At 64.3% G+C, this 15,593-nt stretch carries 18 protein-coding genes; all 18 read right to left on the bottom strand.

From position 1 onward, the window contains the following. Nucleotides 1–90 precede the first annotated feature (90 nt). Nucleotides 91–687 (bottom strand): hypothetical protein, encoded by a 597-nt coding sequence (locus ACOOEX_RS05585; protein WP_420397511.1) that lies wholly within the window; start codon nucleotides 685–687, stop codon nucleotides 91–93. 42 nt (nucleotides 688–729) lie between these two features. Then, on the bottom strand, nucleotides 730–1,482 hold the full coding sequence (locus tag ACOOEX_RS05580) for a hypothetical protein (RefSeq protein WP_420397510.1): 753 nt from the start codon (nucleotides 1,480–1,482) through the stop codon (nucleotides 730–732). Between the two features lie 79 nt (nucleotides 1,483–1,561). Next, nucleotides 1,562–2,260, bottom strand: coding sequence for a methyltransferase domain-containing protein (locus ACOOEX_RS05575; protein ID WP_420397509.1), 699 nt, complete (start codon nucleotides 2,258–2,260; stop codon nucleotides 1,562–1,564). 109 nt (nucleotides 2,261–2,369) lie between these two features. Continuing rightward, on the bottom strand, nucleotides 2,370–3,440 hold the full coding sequence (nuoE, locus tag ACOOEX_RS05570) for an NADH-quinone oxidoreductase subunit NuoE (protein WP_420397508.1): 1,071 nt from the start codon (nucleotides 3,438–3,440) through the stop codon (nucleotides 2,370–2,372). Further along, nucleotides 3,440–3,808 carry a hypothetical protein gene (locus ACOOEX_RS05565; protein ID WP_420397507.1) on the bottom strand — a complete coding sequence of 123 codons (369 nt, stop codon included), beginning with the start codon at nucleotides 3,806–3,808 and terminating at the stop codon, nucleotides 3,440–3,442. The genes nuoE and ACOOEX_RS05565 overlap by 1 nt, the downstream gene beginning before the upstream one ends. Next, nucleotides 3,805–5,028 carry an NADH-quinone oxidoreductase subunit D gene (locus ACOOEX_RS05560; RefSeq protein WP_420397506.1) on the bottom strand — a complete coding sequence of 408 codons (1,224 nt, stop codon included), beginning with the start codon at nucleotides 5,026–5,028 and terminating at the stop codon, nucleotides 3,805–3,807. Before ACOOEX_RS05560 ends, ACOOEX_RS05565 begins: the two co-directional genes overlap by 4 nt. Beyond that, entirely contained in the window at nucleotides 5,025–5,894 is an 870-nt protein-coding gene (locus tag ACOOEX_RS05555) for a sulfotransferase family protein (protein ID WP_420397505.1), read from the bottom strand. Before ACOOEX_RS05555 ends, ACOOEX_RS05560 begins: the two co-directional genes overlap by 4 nt. An 8-nt stretch (nucleotides 5,895–5,902) precedes the next feature. Further along, on the bottom strand, nucleotides 5,903–6,517 hold the full coding sequence (locus ACOOEX_RS05550; RefSeq protein WP_306045538.1) for an NADH-quinone oxidoreductase subunit C: 615 nt from the start codon (nucleotides 6,515–6,517) through the stop codon (nucleotides 5,903–5,905). 27 nt (nucleotides 6,518–6,544) lie between these two features. Beyond that, nucleotides 6,545–7,069 (bottom strand): NuoB/complex I 20 kDa subunit family protein, encoded by a 525-nt coding sequence (locus ACOOEX_RS05545; RefSeq protein ID WP_071688479.1) that lies wholly within the window; start codon nucleotides 7,067–7,069, stop codon nucleotides 6,545–6,547. Continuing rightward, entirely contained in the window at nucleotides 7,069–7,434 is a 366-nt protein-coding gene (locus ACOOEX_RS05540; protein WP_071688470.1) for an NADH-quinone oxidoreductase subunit A, read from the bottom strand. The genes ACOOEX_RS05545 and ACOOEX_RS05540 overlap by 1 nt, the downstream gene beginning before the upstream one ends. A gap of 503 nt (nucleotides 7,435–7,937) precedes the next feature. Continuing rightward, nucleotides 7,938–8,732 (bottom strand): phytanoyl-CoA dioxygenase family protein, encoded by a 795-nt coding sequence (locus ACOOEX_RS05535; protein ID WP_420397504.1) that lies wholly within the window; start codon nucleotides 8,730–8,732, stop codon nucleotides 7,938–7,940. 60 nt (nucleotides 8,733–8,792) lie between these two features. Next, on the bottom strand, nucleotides 8,793–9,575 hold the full coding sequence (locus ACOOEX_RS05530; protein WP_420397503.1) for a crotonase/enoyl-CoA hydratase family protein: 783 nt from the start codon (nucleotides 9,573–9,575) through the stop codon (nucleotides 8,793–8,795). A 3-nt stretch (nucleotides 9,576–9,578) separates the two neighbouring features. Then, nucleotides 9,579–10,433, bottom strand: a complete 855-nt coding sequence (locus ACOOEX_RS05525; protein ID WP_420397502.1) for a hydroxymethylglutaryl-CoA lyase — start codon at nucleotides 10,431–10,433, stop codon at nucleotides 9,579–9,581. A 5-nt stretch (nucleotides 10,434–10,438) separates the two neighbouring features. Then, nucleotides 10,439–10,735: a putative quinol monooxygenase gene (locus ACOOEX_RS05520; RefSeq protein WP_420397501.1), complete on the bottom strand. Its 297-nt coding sequence runs from the start codon at nucleotides 10,733–10,735 to the stop codon at nucleotides 10,439–10,441. A 1-nt stretch (nucleotide 10,736) separates the two neighbouring features. Further along, complete coding sequence (locus tag ACOOEX_RS05515; protein ID WP_420397500.1) at nucleotides 10,737–11,405, bottom strand: glutathione S-transferase family protein; 669 nt, start codon at nucleotides 11,403–11,405, stop codon at nucleotides 10,737–10,739. 73 nt (nucleotides 11,406–11,478) lie between these two features. Next, a complete protein-coding gene (locus tag ACOOEX_RS05510; RefSeq protein ID WP_420398327.1) occupies nucleotides 11,479–13,425 on the bottom strand; it encodes a biotin carboxylase N-terminal domain-containing protein in 1,947 nt (648 codons plus the stop codon). Then, a complete protein-coding gene (locus ACOOEX_RS05505) occupies nucleotides 13,425–13,844 on the bottom strand; it encodes an ASCH domain-containing protein (RefSeq protein ID WP_420397499.1) in 420 nt (139 codons plus the stop codon). The genes ACOOEX_RS05510 and ACOOEX_RS05505 overlap by 1 nt, the downstream gene beginning before the upstream one ends. A gap of 128 nt (nucleotides 13,845–13,972) precedes the next feature. Beyond that, a complete protein-coding gene (locus tag ACOOEX_RS05500) occupies nucleotides 13,973–15,577 on the bottom strand; it encodes a carboxyl transferase domain-containing protein (RefSeq protein WP_420397498.1) in 1,605 nt (534 codons plus the stop codon). Between the last annotated feature and the right edge of the window lie 16 nt (nucleotides 15,578–15,593).

The following is a 15,593-nucleotide window of genomic DNA, read 5'->3' as shown; positions in this document are numbered from 1 at the left end:
CTGTTCGGCGGCGCAAATCGCAAGCGGAGAACGGAAAAACGCGCCGGACAGGCCGACGCGTTTGGTTTTTGCTGCGCGATGGCGGCGGGCTCAGACGAATTCGCCTGCGCCCGTGACCAGATCGAACCGCGCACAGCTGCGCTTGAAGCCCGGAAGGTGTTCGTCCAGCCAGTCGATTCCGGCCGCGTCCAGAGCGGCCACCTGATCGAAATGGTAAATCCCGATCTCGTTCAGGCCCGCCTCCAGTTTGGCGCCGATGCCCTTGACCAGCTTCAGATCATCAGCCACGCCGCCGCGCGGCTCGTCCAGCAGATGCGGATTTGGGGTGGCAGCTTCCGGGGTCGCGGCGGGGATGTCTTCCTCAACCATGACCGGATCCGGGTCCGGCTCTGCCACGGCAGGCTCCGGATCGGCCTCGACCACGGTCAGAACCGGCGCCTCAGATACGGGAGCCTCCGCAAGCGGGGCCTCGGCTACGGTCTCAGCAACCGGTGCCTCATCGGTATTTCCGGGCGTGTCGTCGAAGGCACGGGCCATCGCGGACCAGAACACCTGCGGCGCGGTCAGGCCCAAAGACCAGCTCTGCACCGCAGCATTTCCGTAGAACGCGGCCGAGTAGTTCGCGGCCGCGATCAGGTTGTTACGGGCCGCGACAGATCCCAGCCAGATGTCTTCTGCAAGTTTCATGTCGGTTGTCCTCTTGGATGATCAAACACATCCTCCCAGAGGTCAATATACATCCCCGTCGTCAACTTTTCTTGAGAAATCCGTCTCTCCACCTGCGGCCAATAGCCCTGCCTGCGCAACCCAGTCATCGCGGGTCACGCGGCCCCGGAAGCCTTGCAGATTGTCGTCCATCCAGGCCACTTCGGCAGGCCCCCAGGCGGCGATCTGGTCGAAGTGATAGATACCGAGCGAGTGCAGCAATCGCTCCAGCTTGGGGCCGACACCTTTGATCTTTTTCAGATCGTCCGGTCCCCCTTCCCGTGCGGCCTCCATTGCGGCGGGCTGTGCGGCGGGGGCCTCTTCCTCAATCGGTTCCGGCGCGGAGGCGACTGGCGTCGGGGTTTCCTCGGGTTCTGGCGTCGCCTCCGGTTCCGGCTCTGCCGCCGGTTCCGGTTCGGATGCCGCTTCGGGTGCGGGCGCCGCTTCGGGTTCCGGCTCTGGAACGCTTTCCGCGACGGGCTCCGGGGCAGCCTCCGGTTCCGGAGCGGCAGCCGGTGCCGGTGCGGGCGGCGCTGTCGGGGTTGGCGCGGGCGAAGATGCCGGCGCCGAGGCAGACGCCCCTGCCCCGCTCTCGACACACAAGACCATGCGCAGCACGATGGTCAAAAGCACCGCCACCACGAGACCGAGGATCAGCGCCATCAAGAGGCCCCACCCGGCGGCGAATTTCAGGATCAGGAACAGCAAGATCCCAAGGACGACCCCGGCGATCAGGCAGTTCGTATGGCAGCTGGTGCTGTCATTCTGTGCAGACATAACAATTCCCCTGTTTCCCAATTGCGGCAAGTAGACACCAGCCGCCCCCGATCTGTGAAGGATTTTTTGGGAAAAGCGGTTACGCCTTCTTCTTCGCGGCGCGCAGGCGGCGCTGAAACGTTTTGACCCGCCTGTTGTAATGCCAATCGCACACATAAGAGGCGGCGCGCGGATGAATGCGATGTTCGGACAGGGCAGGACTGACCTCCACCCCGTCTTTCACGTAGAGCAGCACGTTCTGCATCAGCCAGGGCAGCACCGACTCGAACGCCCCCATGCGGCGGCGGATCGGATCGTAGCACCCATAGCCGCGATCCTGGAACATCGCCGCCCACTCCCCCTGAAAGCGCAGGTTGATATGCCCGGCCCCGCCCTGTCCGGGAATGCCCGCAGAGAACAGCACCACGTCAGACAAGGCGCAGAGATCGTCGACGAACCCCTCCGACCGGTCCGGCGTCAGATGCTCCGCCACTTCGATCGTGGCCGCGAGATCATAGCGCTTGCGGGCCGTGTAGGGCTGATTCAGGTCGGCTGTCTGGCGGGTGGATTTCGGGATCACGCTGTTCCCAAGATCGACCCAATCGCCATCCACGCCCTTGATCGTGGCGCCCCGCGCCTTACAGGATTTCAGAAAGAACCCAAGCCCGCAGCCAAGGTCGATGACCGATTTCGGCTGCACATAGCTCCACAGGATTTCAGCCATGAGATCGGCATTGGCCTGACGCCGTTCGGACTGCTCCACATGGCCCTTGAACATGGTTTCATAGTCATGAATCACGTCGGCCTCCTGTGACTGCCATCCATCCCGACGCCCGCGACAGGGCGCCTCCCCCTACAGCGCGCGCTGCAAGGGTGCCGGGTTCCGGCCGCTCGTCAAAGGCAGAGAATCAGGATCCGGCCAGTTCGCTCGCCTGTGCGACCCAATTGTCACGCTCGATCCGGCCCTTGAACTTGAGGCGCGCATCGACCCAGGCGATCTCGGACGGACCCCAGGCGGCGATCTGGTCGAAATGCCAGAAGCCCATGGAATTGAGCAGCTCTTCAAGCTTCGGCCCGACGCCGGAAATCTTCTTCAGGTCATCCGCCTCGCGGCCGTCGCGCGGGGCGCTCAGCAATTCGGGCTCAGACTCCTCGACCTCTGCCGGGGTCTCGGCCTGGGTTTGGGGGGTCGCGGCGGGTTGCGGTGCGGGTGCGGGCTCTGCTGCCGGGGCGGGCGTGGACGGGGCTGCGCTAGCGGCCTCGGCACCGGATTGCTTGCCCCAGGGGGCCAACAGCGGCACTTCGGTCCCGTCGATCCGCTTGACGGTGTCGCCGATATCGGTGGCCAGACGGGCCGAGGCGTTCAGCTCATCGCGCCCGGCCTCATGATCCTTGAGCGAGGTCAGACCAGACAGCGGCTCCGACGCGTAGCGCCCGTTCTGCGGGCCGGGGGTGGGCACGCGGCCTGCGGCCAGCTCGTCCAGAATCCAGCCGAATTTCTCGGCGGTCAGATCCTCGTAGTAATCCTTGCCGATCTGCACCATCGGCGCGTTCGCGCAGGCCCCAAGGCATTCCACCTCTTCCCAGCTGAAATTGCCATCCGCCGACAGTTCATGCGCATTGGCGGCGATCTTGTCCTTGCAGACGGCAATCAGGTCTTCGGCGCCGCAGATCATGCAGGACGTGGTGCCGCAGACCTGCACATGGGCAATCGCGCCCACGGGCTGCAACTGGAACATGAAGTAGAAGGTCGCCACTTCCAGCGTGCGGATATAGGTCATGCCAAGCATGTCGGATACCGCTTCGATCGCGGGCCGGGACAGCCAGCCTTCCTGTTCCTGCGCCCGCCACAGCAGAGGGATCACCGCCGATTGCGCGCGGCCTTCGGGGTACTTGGTGATCTGCGCCTCGGCCCATGCCTGGTTGGCGGGGGTGAAGGCAAAGCTTTCGGGCTGGTCGTGGTAGAGGCGGCGAAGCATTAGCTGGCTCCTTCGGTCACACGGGCGGCGGTGGCGATGGCCAAAGCCACCGACGACAGCACACCCGAGATCGTGTGTTTCATATGTGGATGCCCGGCGCGGGCATAGATCAGGCCATCAGCAAAGCCCATGAAGGCGCAGACAGCAAAGAGAGCGATCAGGATGTTGAGATCCCCGTAGATCGTGAAGACCAGTGCCAGCACCGCAAAGGCGGTATAGCGATCGGCCATCACGGTTGGCAGCTTCTCAAGACGGTGCGTGGTCTGCTCCAACCCCTTGTCGGGATCGGTCCAGAACGCCCAGGCCAGAAGGGCCAGGATCAGGACGGTGACACCGCCGCAGATCGTCGTGAGAAGCGACAGGGTCAACGGTCGATCTCTCCGAACACCACATCCATGGTGCCGATGATGGCCGCTACGTCGGCCAGCTGGTGGCCGCCCGCGACATGATCCATCGCCTGCAGGTGCAGGTAGCCCGGCGCGCGGATCTTGGCCTTGTAGGGCTTGTTGGTGCCATCGGCCACGAGGTAAACGCCGAACTCTCCCTTAGGGGCCTCGACCGCCGCATAGACCTCACCGGCAGGCACGTGGAAGCCCTCGGTATAGAGCTTGAAGTGGTGAATGAGCGCCTCCATCGAGGTCTTCATGTCCCCCCGCTTCGGCGGCGTGATCTTACCGCGAGCCAGCACGTCGCCTTGGCCCTCCGGCGCGCGCAGCTTGGCAATCGCCTGATGGATGATGTGGACCGACTGGCGCATCTCTTCCATGCGCACGAGGTAGCGGTCGTAGCAGTCGCCGTTCTTGCCCACGGGGATCTGGAACTCGAACTCGTCATAGCATTCATAGGGCTGCGCGCGGCGCAGGTCCCAGGCCAGGCCCGATCCGCGCACCATCACACCCGAGAACCCCCAATCGAGAATCTCCTGCTCGCTCACCACACCGATATCGGCGTTGCGCTGCTTGAAGATGCGGTTCTCGGTCAGCAGCCCGTCGATATCGTCGAGCTTTGCGGGGAACTCATTGGCCCAGGTCTCGATATCGTCCAGCAGCTCCGGCGGCAGGTCCTGGTGGACGCCACCGGGGCGGAAATAGGCCGCGTGCAGACGCGCCCCGCAGGCCCGCTCGTAGAACACCATCAGCTTCTCGCGTTCCTCAAAGCCCCAGAGCGGCGGCGTCAGCGCGCCCACATCCATGGCCTGGGTGGTCACGTTCAGCAGGTGGTTCAGAACCCGGCCAATCTCGGAATAGAGCACCCGGATCAGCGACGCGCGACGCGGCACTTCCACGCCGGTCAGCTTCTCGATGGCCAGACACCAGGCATGTTCCTGGTTCATCGGCGCCACGTAGTCGAGCCGGTCAAAGTAAGGCAGGTTCTGCAGGTAGGTGCGCGATTCCATCAGCTTCTCGGTCCCGCGATGCAGCAGGCCGATATGCGGGTCGCACCGCTCGACGATCTCGCCATCCAGCTCCAGCACCAGCCGCAACACCCCGTGGGCCGCCGGGTGCTGAGGCCCGAAGTTGATGTTGAAATTCCGGATCTTCTGTTCGCCTGTCAGGGCGTCTTCGAAGCCTTTGCCGCCATCCATCATGCCAGCGCCTCCATGTTATCCGTCCAGCGGGCGGGGAGCGACCCAATCCGGGTCTCTACCGCCGCGTATTGAGGGGCAAGCCACGCCATCGCGCGGGCGCGTTGCGCCTCGGTCATTTGCAAGTCTTCCCCCGCCAGAACCCGCGCCTCGGTGTTGGCGGGCCGCTCGGCAATGCCGAGAAAACCGCAGAGCCGGGCCAGCGTATCGGGCTGGAACAGGGTTTCGTAAAAGGCCGTGAACACCTTGGCCGGGTCCACCGCCGCGTTCAGCCGGGCGAGTGTGCCCGCGTAATCGCAGCGCGCCGCCATGGTCTGATCCTCGCCGCCAAGCACCTTGTCCAGCAGCGCCCCTGCGGTCACGGCCAGATCGCCGCCCTTGCGGGTCGCGGCCATGCGGATGTTGGACCACAGCCGGTCCAGCGGGTCGCGCATCAGGAAGACGAAGCGCGTGACCGGGGCCAGTGCGGCCATACGCGACAGGCTGGCCTCGGACAGTGTTGCATAGGCCGGGGTGATGTCCCCTACCACGCTCGCCCCATCCGCGTTGTGATTGAGAAACGCCAGATAGCCCGTATCGTTCCGCCCTTCGCGGATCACGTTGAGCCAGCCGGTATAGGCCCAGACCTCGCGTTGCAGCCGCTTGTCCAAGCGCGCGTCACCCGTCGGCAGCCGGTCCTTGCGGCGCTTGCGTTCACGGGTCATGCGCTGAACCTGCCGGTCGAATTTGCCCGTCTCGCAGGTGTCGAAATAGTGCAGTTCTTTCACAGCCGGCAGGCGCACTTCGGGATGCGCGGCGAGATAGCGGTAAAGCCAGGTTGTCCCTGCCTTTGCCGCGCCGATCCCGAAAAGGAGTGTCGCCTGTGCCATGACCGTGATCAGCCTTTCGCGGCCTCGGGTTTCTCGTCGCCGGGCAGGATATACTCGGCACCTTCCCATGGGCTCATGAAATCGAACTGGCGATAGTCCTGCACCAGCTTCACCGGCTCATAGACCACGCGCTTCAGCGCCTCGTCATAGCGCAGTTCGGTATAGCCCGTGGTCGGAAAATCCTTGCGCAGCGGATAGCCGCGGAAGCCATAGTCGGTCAGGATGCGGCGCAGGTCCGGGTGGCCGGAAAAGAGCACGCCGTACATGTCGAACACTTCCCGCTCGAACCAGTTGGCCGCCGGATAGACACCGGTGATCGAGGGCACCATGTCATCCTCGCGGATCTGGGTTTTCACCCGGATGCGGTGGTTCTGATACATCGACAGGAAATGCCAAACCATGTCGAAACGCTTGTCGCGGCTCGGGTAGTCGACGGCGGTAATGTCCACCAGCGTGGAAAAGCGGCAGGCGGTGTCGGTCTTCAGGAACTCCATGAAGGCCGGGATAGAGGCCAGCGTGATCTCCACCGTCAGTTCGCCATGGGCGATCTCGGTGCCGATGACCGCATCGCCCTGCTTGAGGGTGATCAGCTCGGCCAGTTCGCGAAGGGCGTCTTCACTCATGCGATGTCTCCTCGGGCCACAGGGGCCTTAGCGGGTAATGGTGCCGGTGCGGCGGATTTTGCGCTGCAGCTGAAGCAGGCCGTAAAGCAGCGCTTCAGCCGTCGGCGGGCAGCCGGGCACGTAGAGATCCACGGGCACGATCCGGTCACAGCCGCGCACCACGGAATAGCTGTAATGATAGTAGCCACCGCCATTGGCGCAGGACCCCATCGAGATCACATAGCGTGGTTCCGGCATCTGGTCGTAGACCTTGCGCAGCGCGGGGGCCATCTTGTTGGTCAGCGTGCCTGCCACGATCATCACGTCCGACTGACGCGGAGAGGCGCGCGGCGCGATCCCGAAGCGTTCGGCGTCATAGCGCGGCATCGAGGTATGCATCATTTCCACGGCGCAGCACGCCAGACCAAAGGTCATCCAGTGCAGCGACCCGGTGCGCGCCCAGTTGATCAGGTCATCGGCGGTGGTCAGCAGAAAGCCCTTGTCCTGAAGCTCTGCATTCAGGGCGCGGGTGGCAACGTCCTTGTCCACACCGGCGGTGTTGGCGCTGGTCATCACTCCCATTCGAGGGCCCCCTTCTTCCATTCATAGGCAAAGCCGATGGTCAGCACGGCCAGGAAAATCATCATCGACCAGAACCCCAGCATCGACATTTCCGGGAAGGCCACGCCCCATGGGAACAGGAAGGCGATCTCCAGGTCGAAGATGATGAACAGGATCGACACGAGGTAGAATCGCACGTCGAATTTCATCCGCGCATCGTCGAAGGCGTTGAACCCGCATTCATAGGCCGAGACCTTTTCGGGGTCCGGGTTGCGCACGGCCAGAATGACGGCGGCAAGGATGAGGACAATCCCAAGCCCGATGGCAAGGGCGAGAAAGATCAGAACGGGCGCATAATCCCTGAGCAGGTCTTCCAAGGCTGGCTCCTTCGGCTCGCGGGCGCCACGGCGAAGCGGCGCAGGGTCATCCCCCGCAATACGCATCTGCGCGCGGGGACTGTCCGCTGTTTATGCCCGCACCGCGCGGGGGTCAACCGAAGCAAAGCGCCACAGGGGCGCTAGAGGCAGGAAAAATCACCGCAGGGCCTGCCACAGGTCTGCGCCTTCCACCCTCGTGGACGCGCAGCCAAGCGCGTGCCATCGTCCTGCTGCGCGCCAATTGCCGTTTAATCTTGGCCAAAATACCTCGGGGGAGTCGCCTGAAAGGCGACGGGGGCAGAGCCCACCTGAACGCTTTTTCAGGAACGTTCGTCGCGGCCTGGCACGGGCCACGCGGATCGACGTGCCGCAGGCAAGGCGACATCCCGGTCAATCCTGAACCTGCCAAAGAGATGCATAGGGGGTGTACGCCCGGTGTACGGGGGGCGACAGACTGTTTTCGCTCCGGATATTGCCGCACACGCAGCAGGCGGCGACCTGCCTCAGCGCTGCCAGACCACCGGAAACCAATCCTCGCGCAGCCGCTGCCCCGGCACCATCTCGTGCCCCGGAAACGGTGGAGACGTCCGCCCCGGCCGTTCCACGTAGCGCGCATCATCCCCAAGAAAGCGCACAGAAAACGCCCGGCGGCGGCTCGTGCTGGTATTGCCCCGCGCGCCATGCAAGGTGCGGTAGTCAAACGCCACGGCATCGCCCGGCTCCATCGTCCATTCCAGCACCGTCATGCCTTCCGCATCCGGGTCCGGCACCGGGATATAGGCCCCCTCATCGGGGAAAAAAGCGTCTTCTTTCAACCATCTGGTCGGCAGAACCGGTTTTGGCCACTTGTGGCTTCCCGCCACCAGCCGCAGCGTCGCGTCCGTGACCGGATCGAGCGGCGACCAGAAGCTGACGGTCTGCTCGCCTTCGACGAAATAATAGGGTCCATCCTGATGCCAGGGCGTCGGCTTCGACGTTCCCGGCTCTTTCACCAGCACATGATCATGAAACAGTTGCACCGCGTCCGAGCGCATCAGCTCGCCCGCCACCCGCGCGGCATCCGAGTGCCGGATGACCTGTTCGAACTCGGGAATCCGCGTCCAGTTGCAATAATCGTCAAAGAATCGCCCGCCCTCGCCCGGCAACAGGTTCTCCGCCGCATAAGGCCCCGGCTCCGCCATATTGCGCTCCACGCCCTTACGCAGCGTGCCCACGTGATCGGCAAAGAGCCCCTTGATCAGGACCGCGCCATCGCGGGCGAACTCCGCGATATGTTCTTGCGTGAGGGTGACAGCCATGACCGCTCCTTCCAGTTGCCGGGGCAGAGCAAACGCCAGCCCGCCCGATGATGCAAGTGCTTAGCTTTGTTGCCAGCGCGGCTTGCGCTTGTCGAAAAAGGCCGACACGCCTTCCGGCCCCTCATCGCTTTCCCAGGCATCGACCAATGCTGCGATGGTCATGTCCACCACGGCATCATTCACCCGAGGCTCCAGCGCCGCGACAAGCGCCTTGGCCTTGGCCACCGCGCCCGGAGCGCAGGCCAGATAGGGCGCGACCTCGGCTTCCACCGCCGCATCCAGATCCTCGGCCGCAACGGCCTTGGCCAGCAGCCCCAGCTCGACCGCCTCGGCGGCATCGAAGATCCGCGCAGACATAAAGACCCGCCGTGCCCGCGCGGCCCCCATCCGCGCCACCACATAAGGCCCGATCGTCGCCGGTATCAGCCCGAGCCGCGTTTCCGTCAGGCCGAATTTGGCACCCGCAACTCCCACGGCCACATCGCAGACCGACATCATGCCGATCCCGCCGCCGAAGGCCTGCCCCTGCACCCGGCCAATCAGAGGCTTGGGCATCCGATCCAGCGCGCCAAGCATCTCGGCCAGCTTGCGCGCCTCGCTGGCGCGGGTCGCGGCATCCGCGGCCATCTGCTCCTTCATCCAGGCCAGGTCGCCCCCGGCGCAGAAGCTCTTGCCGTTGCCGGTCAGCACCACGACCCGAACGGCGGGATCCGTGCCAAGCCGCTCTGCCGCCTCCGTCAGTTCCGCGATCATCTGCGGGGCCAGCGCGTTGTGGCGCTCCGGCATGTCCAGCATCAGAACCGCAACCCCGCGCTCATCCACCGCGATATCAATCGTGCCCATTATTCATCCCTCCCGCATGGCCCGCGCCATCCTGGCGGCCTCGGCCAGCACATCCATATCGAGCCCGGTCTCATAACCAAGCTCCGCCATACGCGCGGCGACGGCTTCCGTGGCGACATTTCCCGCCGCCCCCGGCGCATAGGGGCATCCGCCAAGCCCGCCGGCAGCGGCGTCGAAGACCCGCAGACCGCGCGCCAATGATACCTCGATATTGGCGAGCGCCCGGCCCGCCGTGTCGTGGAAATGACCCGCCAGTTCCTCCGGCGCGACCTCTTCCAACACTGCGGCCAGCATCGCGTCGACGGTCTCGGGCCGCCCCTGACCGATCGTGTCGCCAAGCGAGATCTCGTAGCAGCCGATATTGCGCAGCGTTGCCGCGACACGGGCCACTTCCGCAGGCGGCGTCGGGCCATCAAAGGGGCAGTCAGTCACGCAGCTGATATAGCCACGCACCGGGATGCCATCGGCCTTGGCGGCCTGCGCCACCGGCACGAAGCGGGTGATGCTTTCCTCGATCGTGGCGTTGATATTAGCCTTGGAAAAGCCTTCGCTCGCAGAGGCGAAAATCGCGATCTCGTCGGCCCGCGCGGCCTTCGCCCCTTCGTAGCCCCGCATGTTGGGTGTAAGCGCCGCATAGGACACCCCCGGCGCGCGGGTTATCCCCGCCAGCACCTGCGCAGAATCGGCCATCTGCGGCACCCATTTCGGGCTGACAAAGCTCGCTACCTCGATCCGGTGGAACCCCGCCCGGCTGAGGCAATCGACCAGCGCGATCTTGTCCGCCGCCGGGATCTGCCGCTTTTCATTCTGCAACCCGTCGCGGGGGCCCACCTCGAAGATTTCAACCGTTTCCGCCATGGCCGTCACGCGATTTGACCAAGGGCGTGTACCTCGGCATCGAGGATCATCTCGGGCCGGGTGCGCGCACGGTGCCGCGCGATTGCCGCGCCCTCCATATGCGTCTCCCAATCCGCGCGCGTGGCCCATTCCTCCACGAAGACAAGCACCGTCAGATCGTCCTGAGATTGGGTCAGATCATAGCGCAGGCAACCGGGTTCCTCGCGGACCTCCGCCACCATGATCCGCATCGAGGCAATAAGGTCATCCAGCGTGTCCGGTGCCGCCTTGATCCGGGCGATGACGTGCAGGGGGGCAGTCATGTCATGGTCCTTTCTCGATCTCCCAAGGGGGATAAAAGTCTTGCTTGTACAGCCTTTCATGCGATTCCGTCGGGCGTGACAGCAGGAAGCCGGGCCTCTCGGTGATCCGCGCATACCAGGCGGACAGCGCCGGGAAGGGATCGAGCCGCGCGAAATGGCGCGCCATGTAAAGCGCCTGCCCCACAGAGATATCCGCCGCCGAAAAGCCGCTGTCGAGCAGGTAGTCCCGCCCCTCCAGCCGCGCCTCGATGGCCCCGTAGCATTTTTCCAGCCGCTTGGCTTCCAGCTTCATGACTACCGGGCTGCGCATGCTGTCATCATAGAGCATGATGTGCTGCTGCGTCAGGATCGCGCAATGCTGGCTGATGGTTTCGGAGAAATGGATCCAGATCAGCCACTGGGCGCGGTCGGGATGCCCCGGCGCGCGGCTCATCCCCGCCCCGGGGAAGCGCTCGCATAGAAGCTCCGTGATCGCGCCGGTTTCCCACCAGCAGTCACCGTCGATCTCCAGTGCGGGCACACGGCCCGCGGGGTTCTTGGCAAGGTAATCGGCGGAGCGCAGCGACTTGTCGAAGGGCCAGACTTGCAGCTCGTAAGGCACCCCCAGTTCATTGAGCAGCCAAAGGGTGCGCATCGACCGGCTCTGCGGGACGTGGTGAAGCCGGATCATCGTGCAACCTTTCCGCTTGGGACAAGAATTTTCGAAAATTCTGGCCAAATTTCTTGGAAGAAATTTTCCCCGCTCATGCCTCGTCCTCATCGTCCAGCCGAATTAGCGCAGCACCTTCCTCCACCTGCTGGCCAGCACTGGCCAGCACCTCGGCCACGGTCCCGTCGCGGCCCGCGGTCAGGGTATGCTCCATCTTCATGGCTTCCAGAATGGCCAGCCGGTCGCCAGCGGCAACCTCCTGCCCCGGTTCAACGAACACCGCTTTCACCAACCCCGGCATCGGCGCGACGATCAAACCAAGCGCCACCGCACCCTCGGCTGCAACGTCGAGCGGATCGACCGGGTCGAAATGATAGCCGTTGCCCCAGAACACCGAGAGACCAGCCGCATGTGTCACGACCTCTGCCGGTATGGGCGCCCCATCGACGCTCCAACGGCCCTCCGTCAGGGCGATCTCATGCACTGCGCCCTCGATCTCCACCCGGAAGCGACCGGGCGAGAGGGTTTCGACAAAGGCCCTCAGCCGTTCGCCACGGTAGTCGAGCGCCACCAACTGCTTCAGCGGTGCCCAAAGGCTGAAGCCCTGAAGCGCGGGCCCGTCCCGATGCAACCCAAGCGCCGCCAGGGCCGCCAGCGACCGCACCCGGCCGCAGGCCACAGGATCGGCGGCGAGGCTGTCCAGATCGCGGTCAATGAGGCCGGTATCCACATCCCCCGCAACAAAGTCTTCATGCTGCGCCAGCGCCCGCAGAAACGCGAGGTTCGTCACAGACCCCGCCACCTGAGTGCCCGCGAGGGCCTGATCCAGCCGTTTCAGCGCCACCGCCCGCGTTGGCCCGTGCACGATGACCTTGGAAATCATCGGATCGTACCAGGGGCTGATCATATCGCCCGTCCTCACCCCGGTGTCACAGCGCGCGCCTTCGGGGAAGTGCAGATGCGCCAGCGTCCCCGTCGCGGGCAGGAAGCCCTTGGGCACGTCCTCGGCATAAAGCCGCGCCTCGAAGGCGTGACCGGTGATGGCCAGCTCGTTTTGCTGCTTTGGCAGGCTTTCCCCCGCCGCAACGCGCAGCTGCCATTCCACCAGATCGACGCCGGTGATCGCCTCGGTCACAGGATGCTCCACCTGCAGGCGCGTGTTCATTTCCATAAACCAGAACCCGTCGCGCCGAAGGCCCTTGGAGCCGTCGACGATGAACTCCACCGTGCCCGCGCCCTTGTAGCCGATGGCCTCCGCCGCGCGCACACCCGCCTGCCCCATGGCCTCCCGCATCTCGGTTGTCATGCCCGGTGCCGGGGCCTCTTCAATCACCTTCTGGTGACGGCGTTGCAGGGAACAGTCGCGTTCGAAGAGATGCACAGCGTGAGTGCCGTCACCAAAGACCTGCACCTCGATATGGCGCGGCTGCTGGACGAATTTCTCGATCAGCACCGCGTCATTTCCGAAGGCGGTCTTCGCCTCGCCCTTGGCACTGGCCAGGGCATTCATGAAGTCATCAGGCCGGTCGACCTTACGCATCCCCTTGCCGCCGCCACCTGCAACAGCCTTGATCAGCACCGGGAAACCGATGGCATCGGCCGCACCCGACAGGTGCTCGGGGTCCTGATTGCTGCCGTGATAGCCGGGCACGACGGGCACCCCCGCCTCTTCCATAAGCTTCTTGGCCGCATCCTTGAGGCCCATCTTGCGTATGGCGTCCGCGGAAGGCCCGATGAAGGTCAGGCCCGCCGCCTCCACCGCCTCCACGAAATCGGGATTTTCGGACAGGAAACCGTAGCCCGGATGGACCGCTTCAGCCCCCATGGCCTGCGCGGCAGCGATAATGACATCGCCCTTGAGGTAGCTGTCAGCCGGAGCAGGACCGCCGATATGTACCGCCTCATCGGCCAGGGCCACATGCCGCGCGCCCGCATCGGCGTCGGAATAGACGGCCACCGTGCGCACGCCCATGGCGCGAGCCGTCTCTATGACCCGGCAGGCAATCTCGCCCCGGTTGGCGATCAGGATCTTCGAAAACATCATGCGTAATCCTCCACCATGCGGAACCGTTCGCACATGAGTTCCATGTCTTCCGAGAAACCGCCGTTGCGGGCGAAATAGGCGCGGTAGCCCTCGCGCCAGTGGGCAAGGTCGCGGAATTCCCCTTGCGCGGCCACGAACTCTTCGTCCATTTGGTCGAAGCGGCGCGTGGTCACCTCGACCGTTTCCAGCATCACCGCGGGCGTTCCATCCCAGTTGAGTGCCACATCGCGGCGCCCAACAACCGGCAGGGCATCGCCTTCTTGCGTATAGGCGCGCATGGCCTCGCAGGTGGCGGTCTTCTTTCCCGCCCGCACGAGCGCGAGGATGTCGGCGCAAAGCCGGGCACTGTCTCCGAAACGAAACGTCTCGGCCTCGGGATTCGCGTCAATGATCTGTTGCAGGGTTTTTCCGGTCATAACCGCCCTCTTTCTTTCGGGCTCCCGGCCCCCGAAAAATCTTCCAGAAGATTTTTCCCCACCAGCAAAATCCTTCCGGAAGGATTTTGCCGCGCCGAAGAATTTTCCCGAAAATTCTTCATAGCGCGTCACATCCGGAACACGCCGAAGCGCGTTTCTTCGATGGGGGCATTCAAGGACGCCGAGAGAGACAGGAACAGCGTCTCGCGGGTCTTGCGCGGATCGATGATGCCGTCATCCCAAAGCCGCGCCGAGGCATAGAGCGGATGCGACTGATGCTCGAACATCTCCAGTGTCGGACGCTTGAACTCCGCCTCTTCTTCCGCTGACCACGTGCCCCCTGCCCGCTCGATCGCGTCGCGCTTGACCGTCGCCAGCACGCCCGCCGCTTGCGGACCGCCCATGACCGAGATACGCGAATTGGGCCAGGTCCAGAGGAACAGGGGCGAATAGGCCCGCCCAGCCATGCCGTAGTTCCCCGCCCCGAAGGAACCGCCCACAAGCATGGTGATCTTAGGGACCTTCGTCGTCGCCACCGCCGTCACCATCTTGGCGCCGTGTCGGGCGATCCCCTCGGCCTCATACTTGCGGCCCACCATGAAGCCGGTGATGTTTTGCAGGAAGACAAGCGGGATGTTTCGCTGGCTGCACAGCTCGATGAAATGCGCGGCCTTTGCGGCGCTTTCACTGTAGAGCACGCCATTGTTGGCCACGATCCCGACCGGGCAGCCCATGACATGGGCGAAGCCGCAGACCACGGTTTCGCCGAAGCGCGCCTTGAACTCGTCAAGGCGCGAGCCGTCGACCACGCGCGCGATGACTTCGCGGATATCATAGGGCGTGGTCAGGCTGGACGGGACCACCCCGAGGATCTCCTCGGGGTCATAGGCGGGGTCTTCCGGGCTCTGCCAATCAACGGTCTGCGGTTTGCGGCGATTGAGCCCCGCAACCGCCTGCCGTGCCAGCGCCAGCGCATGGGCGTCATCCTCGGCCAGGTAATCGGCCACGCCAGAAAGTCGCGTGTGCACGTCGCCGCCGCCAAGTTCCTCGGCACTGACGACCTCACCGATGGCGGCCTTCACCAGCGGCGGACCGGCAAGGAAGATCGTCCCCTGCTCCTTCACGATGATGGTGACGTCCGACATCGCCGGAACGTAAGCGCCACCCGCCGTGCAAGAGCCCATCACCACCGCGATCTGAGGGATGCCCTTGGCCGACATATTGGCCTGATTGTAGAAGATACGCCCGAAATGCTCTCGATCCGGGAAGACCTCGTCCTGCTGCGGCAGGTTCGCACCGCCCGAGTCCACGAGATAGACGCAAGGCAGGTTGTTCTGCTCAGCAATCTCCTGCGCGCGCAGGTGTTTCTTGACGGTGATCGGGTAGTAGGTGCCGCCCTTCACGGTGGCGTCGTTGCAAACAACCATGACCTCCTGGCCATGCACCCGGCCAATGCCCGCGATGGCGCCCCCGCAGGGGGCCGCGCCGTCATACATGCCGTGGCCCGCCGTCGCGCCGACCTCCAGGAAGGGCGAGCCGGGATCGAGCAGGTTCGCCACCCGCTCGCGCGGCAGCATCTTACCCCGGCCGAGGTGCCGGGCGCGGGATTTCTCACCACCCCCAAGCGCCGCCGCCTCAGCCGCCTTGCGCACTACGGAGAGAGCCTCCAGATGCGCCGCGCGGTTGGCTACGAAGTCCTCGGAGCCGGTGATGATCTTGGATGTCAGTTTCATCTCGTTCTCCCGGGAC

It is taken from the genome of Nioella sp. (genome assembly GCF_965215655.1).
GTDB lineage: Bacteria > Pseudomonadota > Alphaproteobacteria > Rhodobacterales > Rhodobacteraceae > Nioella.
The sequence above is the reverse complement of the archived record's forward strand: the minus strand, read 5'-3'. Positions and strand labels throughout refer to the sequence as shown.

Bases quoted from the DNA above. Each gene is read 5' to 3' on its own strand.
- ACOOEX_RS05530 (WP_420397503.1), bottom strand. From the start codon at position 9,575: ATGGGCACGATTGATATCGCGGTGGATGAGCGCGGGGTTGCGGTTCTG.
- ACOOEX_RS05550 (WP_306045538.1), bottom strand. From the start codon at position 6,517: ATGAGTGAAGACGCCCTTCGCGAACTGGCCGAGCTGATCACCCTCAAG.
- ACOOEX_RS05535 (WP_420397504.1), bottom strand. From the start codon at position 8,732: ATGGCTGTCACCCTCACGCAAGAACATATCGCGGAGTTCGCCCGCGAT.
- ACOOEX_RS05585 (WP_420397511.1), bottom strand. From the start codon at position 687: ATGAAACTTGCAGAAGACATCTGGCTGGGATCTGTCGCGGCCCGTAAC.
- ACOOEX_RS05510 (WP_420398327.1), bottom strand. From the start codon at position 13,425: ATGTTTTCGAAGATCCTGATCGCCAACCGGGGCGAGATTGCCTGCCGG.
- ACOOEX_RS05505 (WP_420397499.1), bottom strand. From the start codon at position 13,844: ATGACCGGAAAAACCCTGCAACAGATCATTGACGCGAATCCCGAGGCC.
- ACOOEX_RS05520 (WP_420397501.1), bottom strand. From the start codon at position 10,735: ATGACTGCCCCCCTGCACGTCATCGCCCGGATCAAGGCGGCACCGGAC.
- ACOOEX_RS05580 (WP_420397510.1), bottom strand. From the start codon at position 1,482: ATGTCTGCACAGAATGACAGCACCAGCTGCCATACGAACTGCCTGATC.
- ACOOEX_RS05545 (WP_071688479.1), bottom strand. From the start codon at position 7,069: ATGACCAGCGCCAACACCGCCGGTGTGGACAAGGACGTTGCCACCCGC.
- nuoE (WP_420397508.1), bottom strand. From the start codon at position 3,440: ATGCTTCGCCGCCTCTACCACGACCAGCCCGAAAGCTTTGCCTTCACC.
- ACOOEX_RS05525 (WP_420397502.1), bottom strand. From the start codon at position 10,433: ATGGCGGAAACGGTTGAAATCTTCGAGGTGGGCCCCCGCGACGGGTTG.
- ACOOEX_RS05500 (WP_420397498.1), bottom strand. From the start codon at position 15,577: ATGAAACTGACATCCAAGATCATCACCGGCTCCGAGGACTTCGTAGCC.
- ACOOEX_RS05555 (WP_420397505.1), bottom strand. From the start codon at position 5,894: ATGGCACAGGCGACACTCCTTTTCGGGATCGGCGCGGCAAAGGCAGGG.
- ACOOEX_RS05515 (WP_420397500.1), bottom strand. From the start codon at position 11,405: ATGATCCGGCTTCACCACGTCCCGCAGAGCCGGTCGATGCGCACCCTT.
- ACOOEX_RS05560 (WP_420397506.1), bottom strand. From the start codon at position 5,028: ATGATGGATGGCGGCAAAGGCTTCGAAGACGCCCTGACAGGCGAACAG.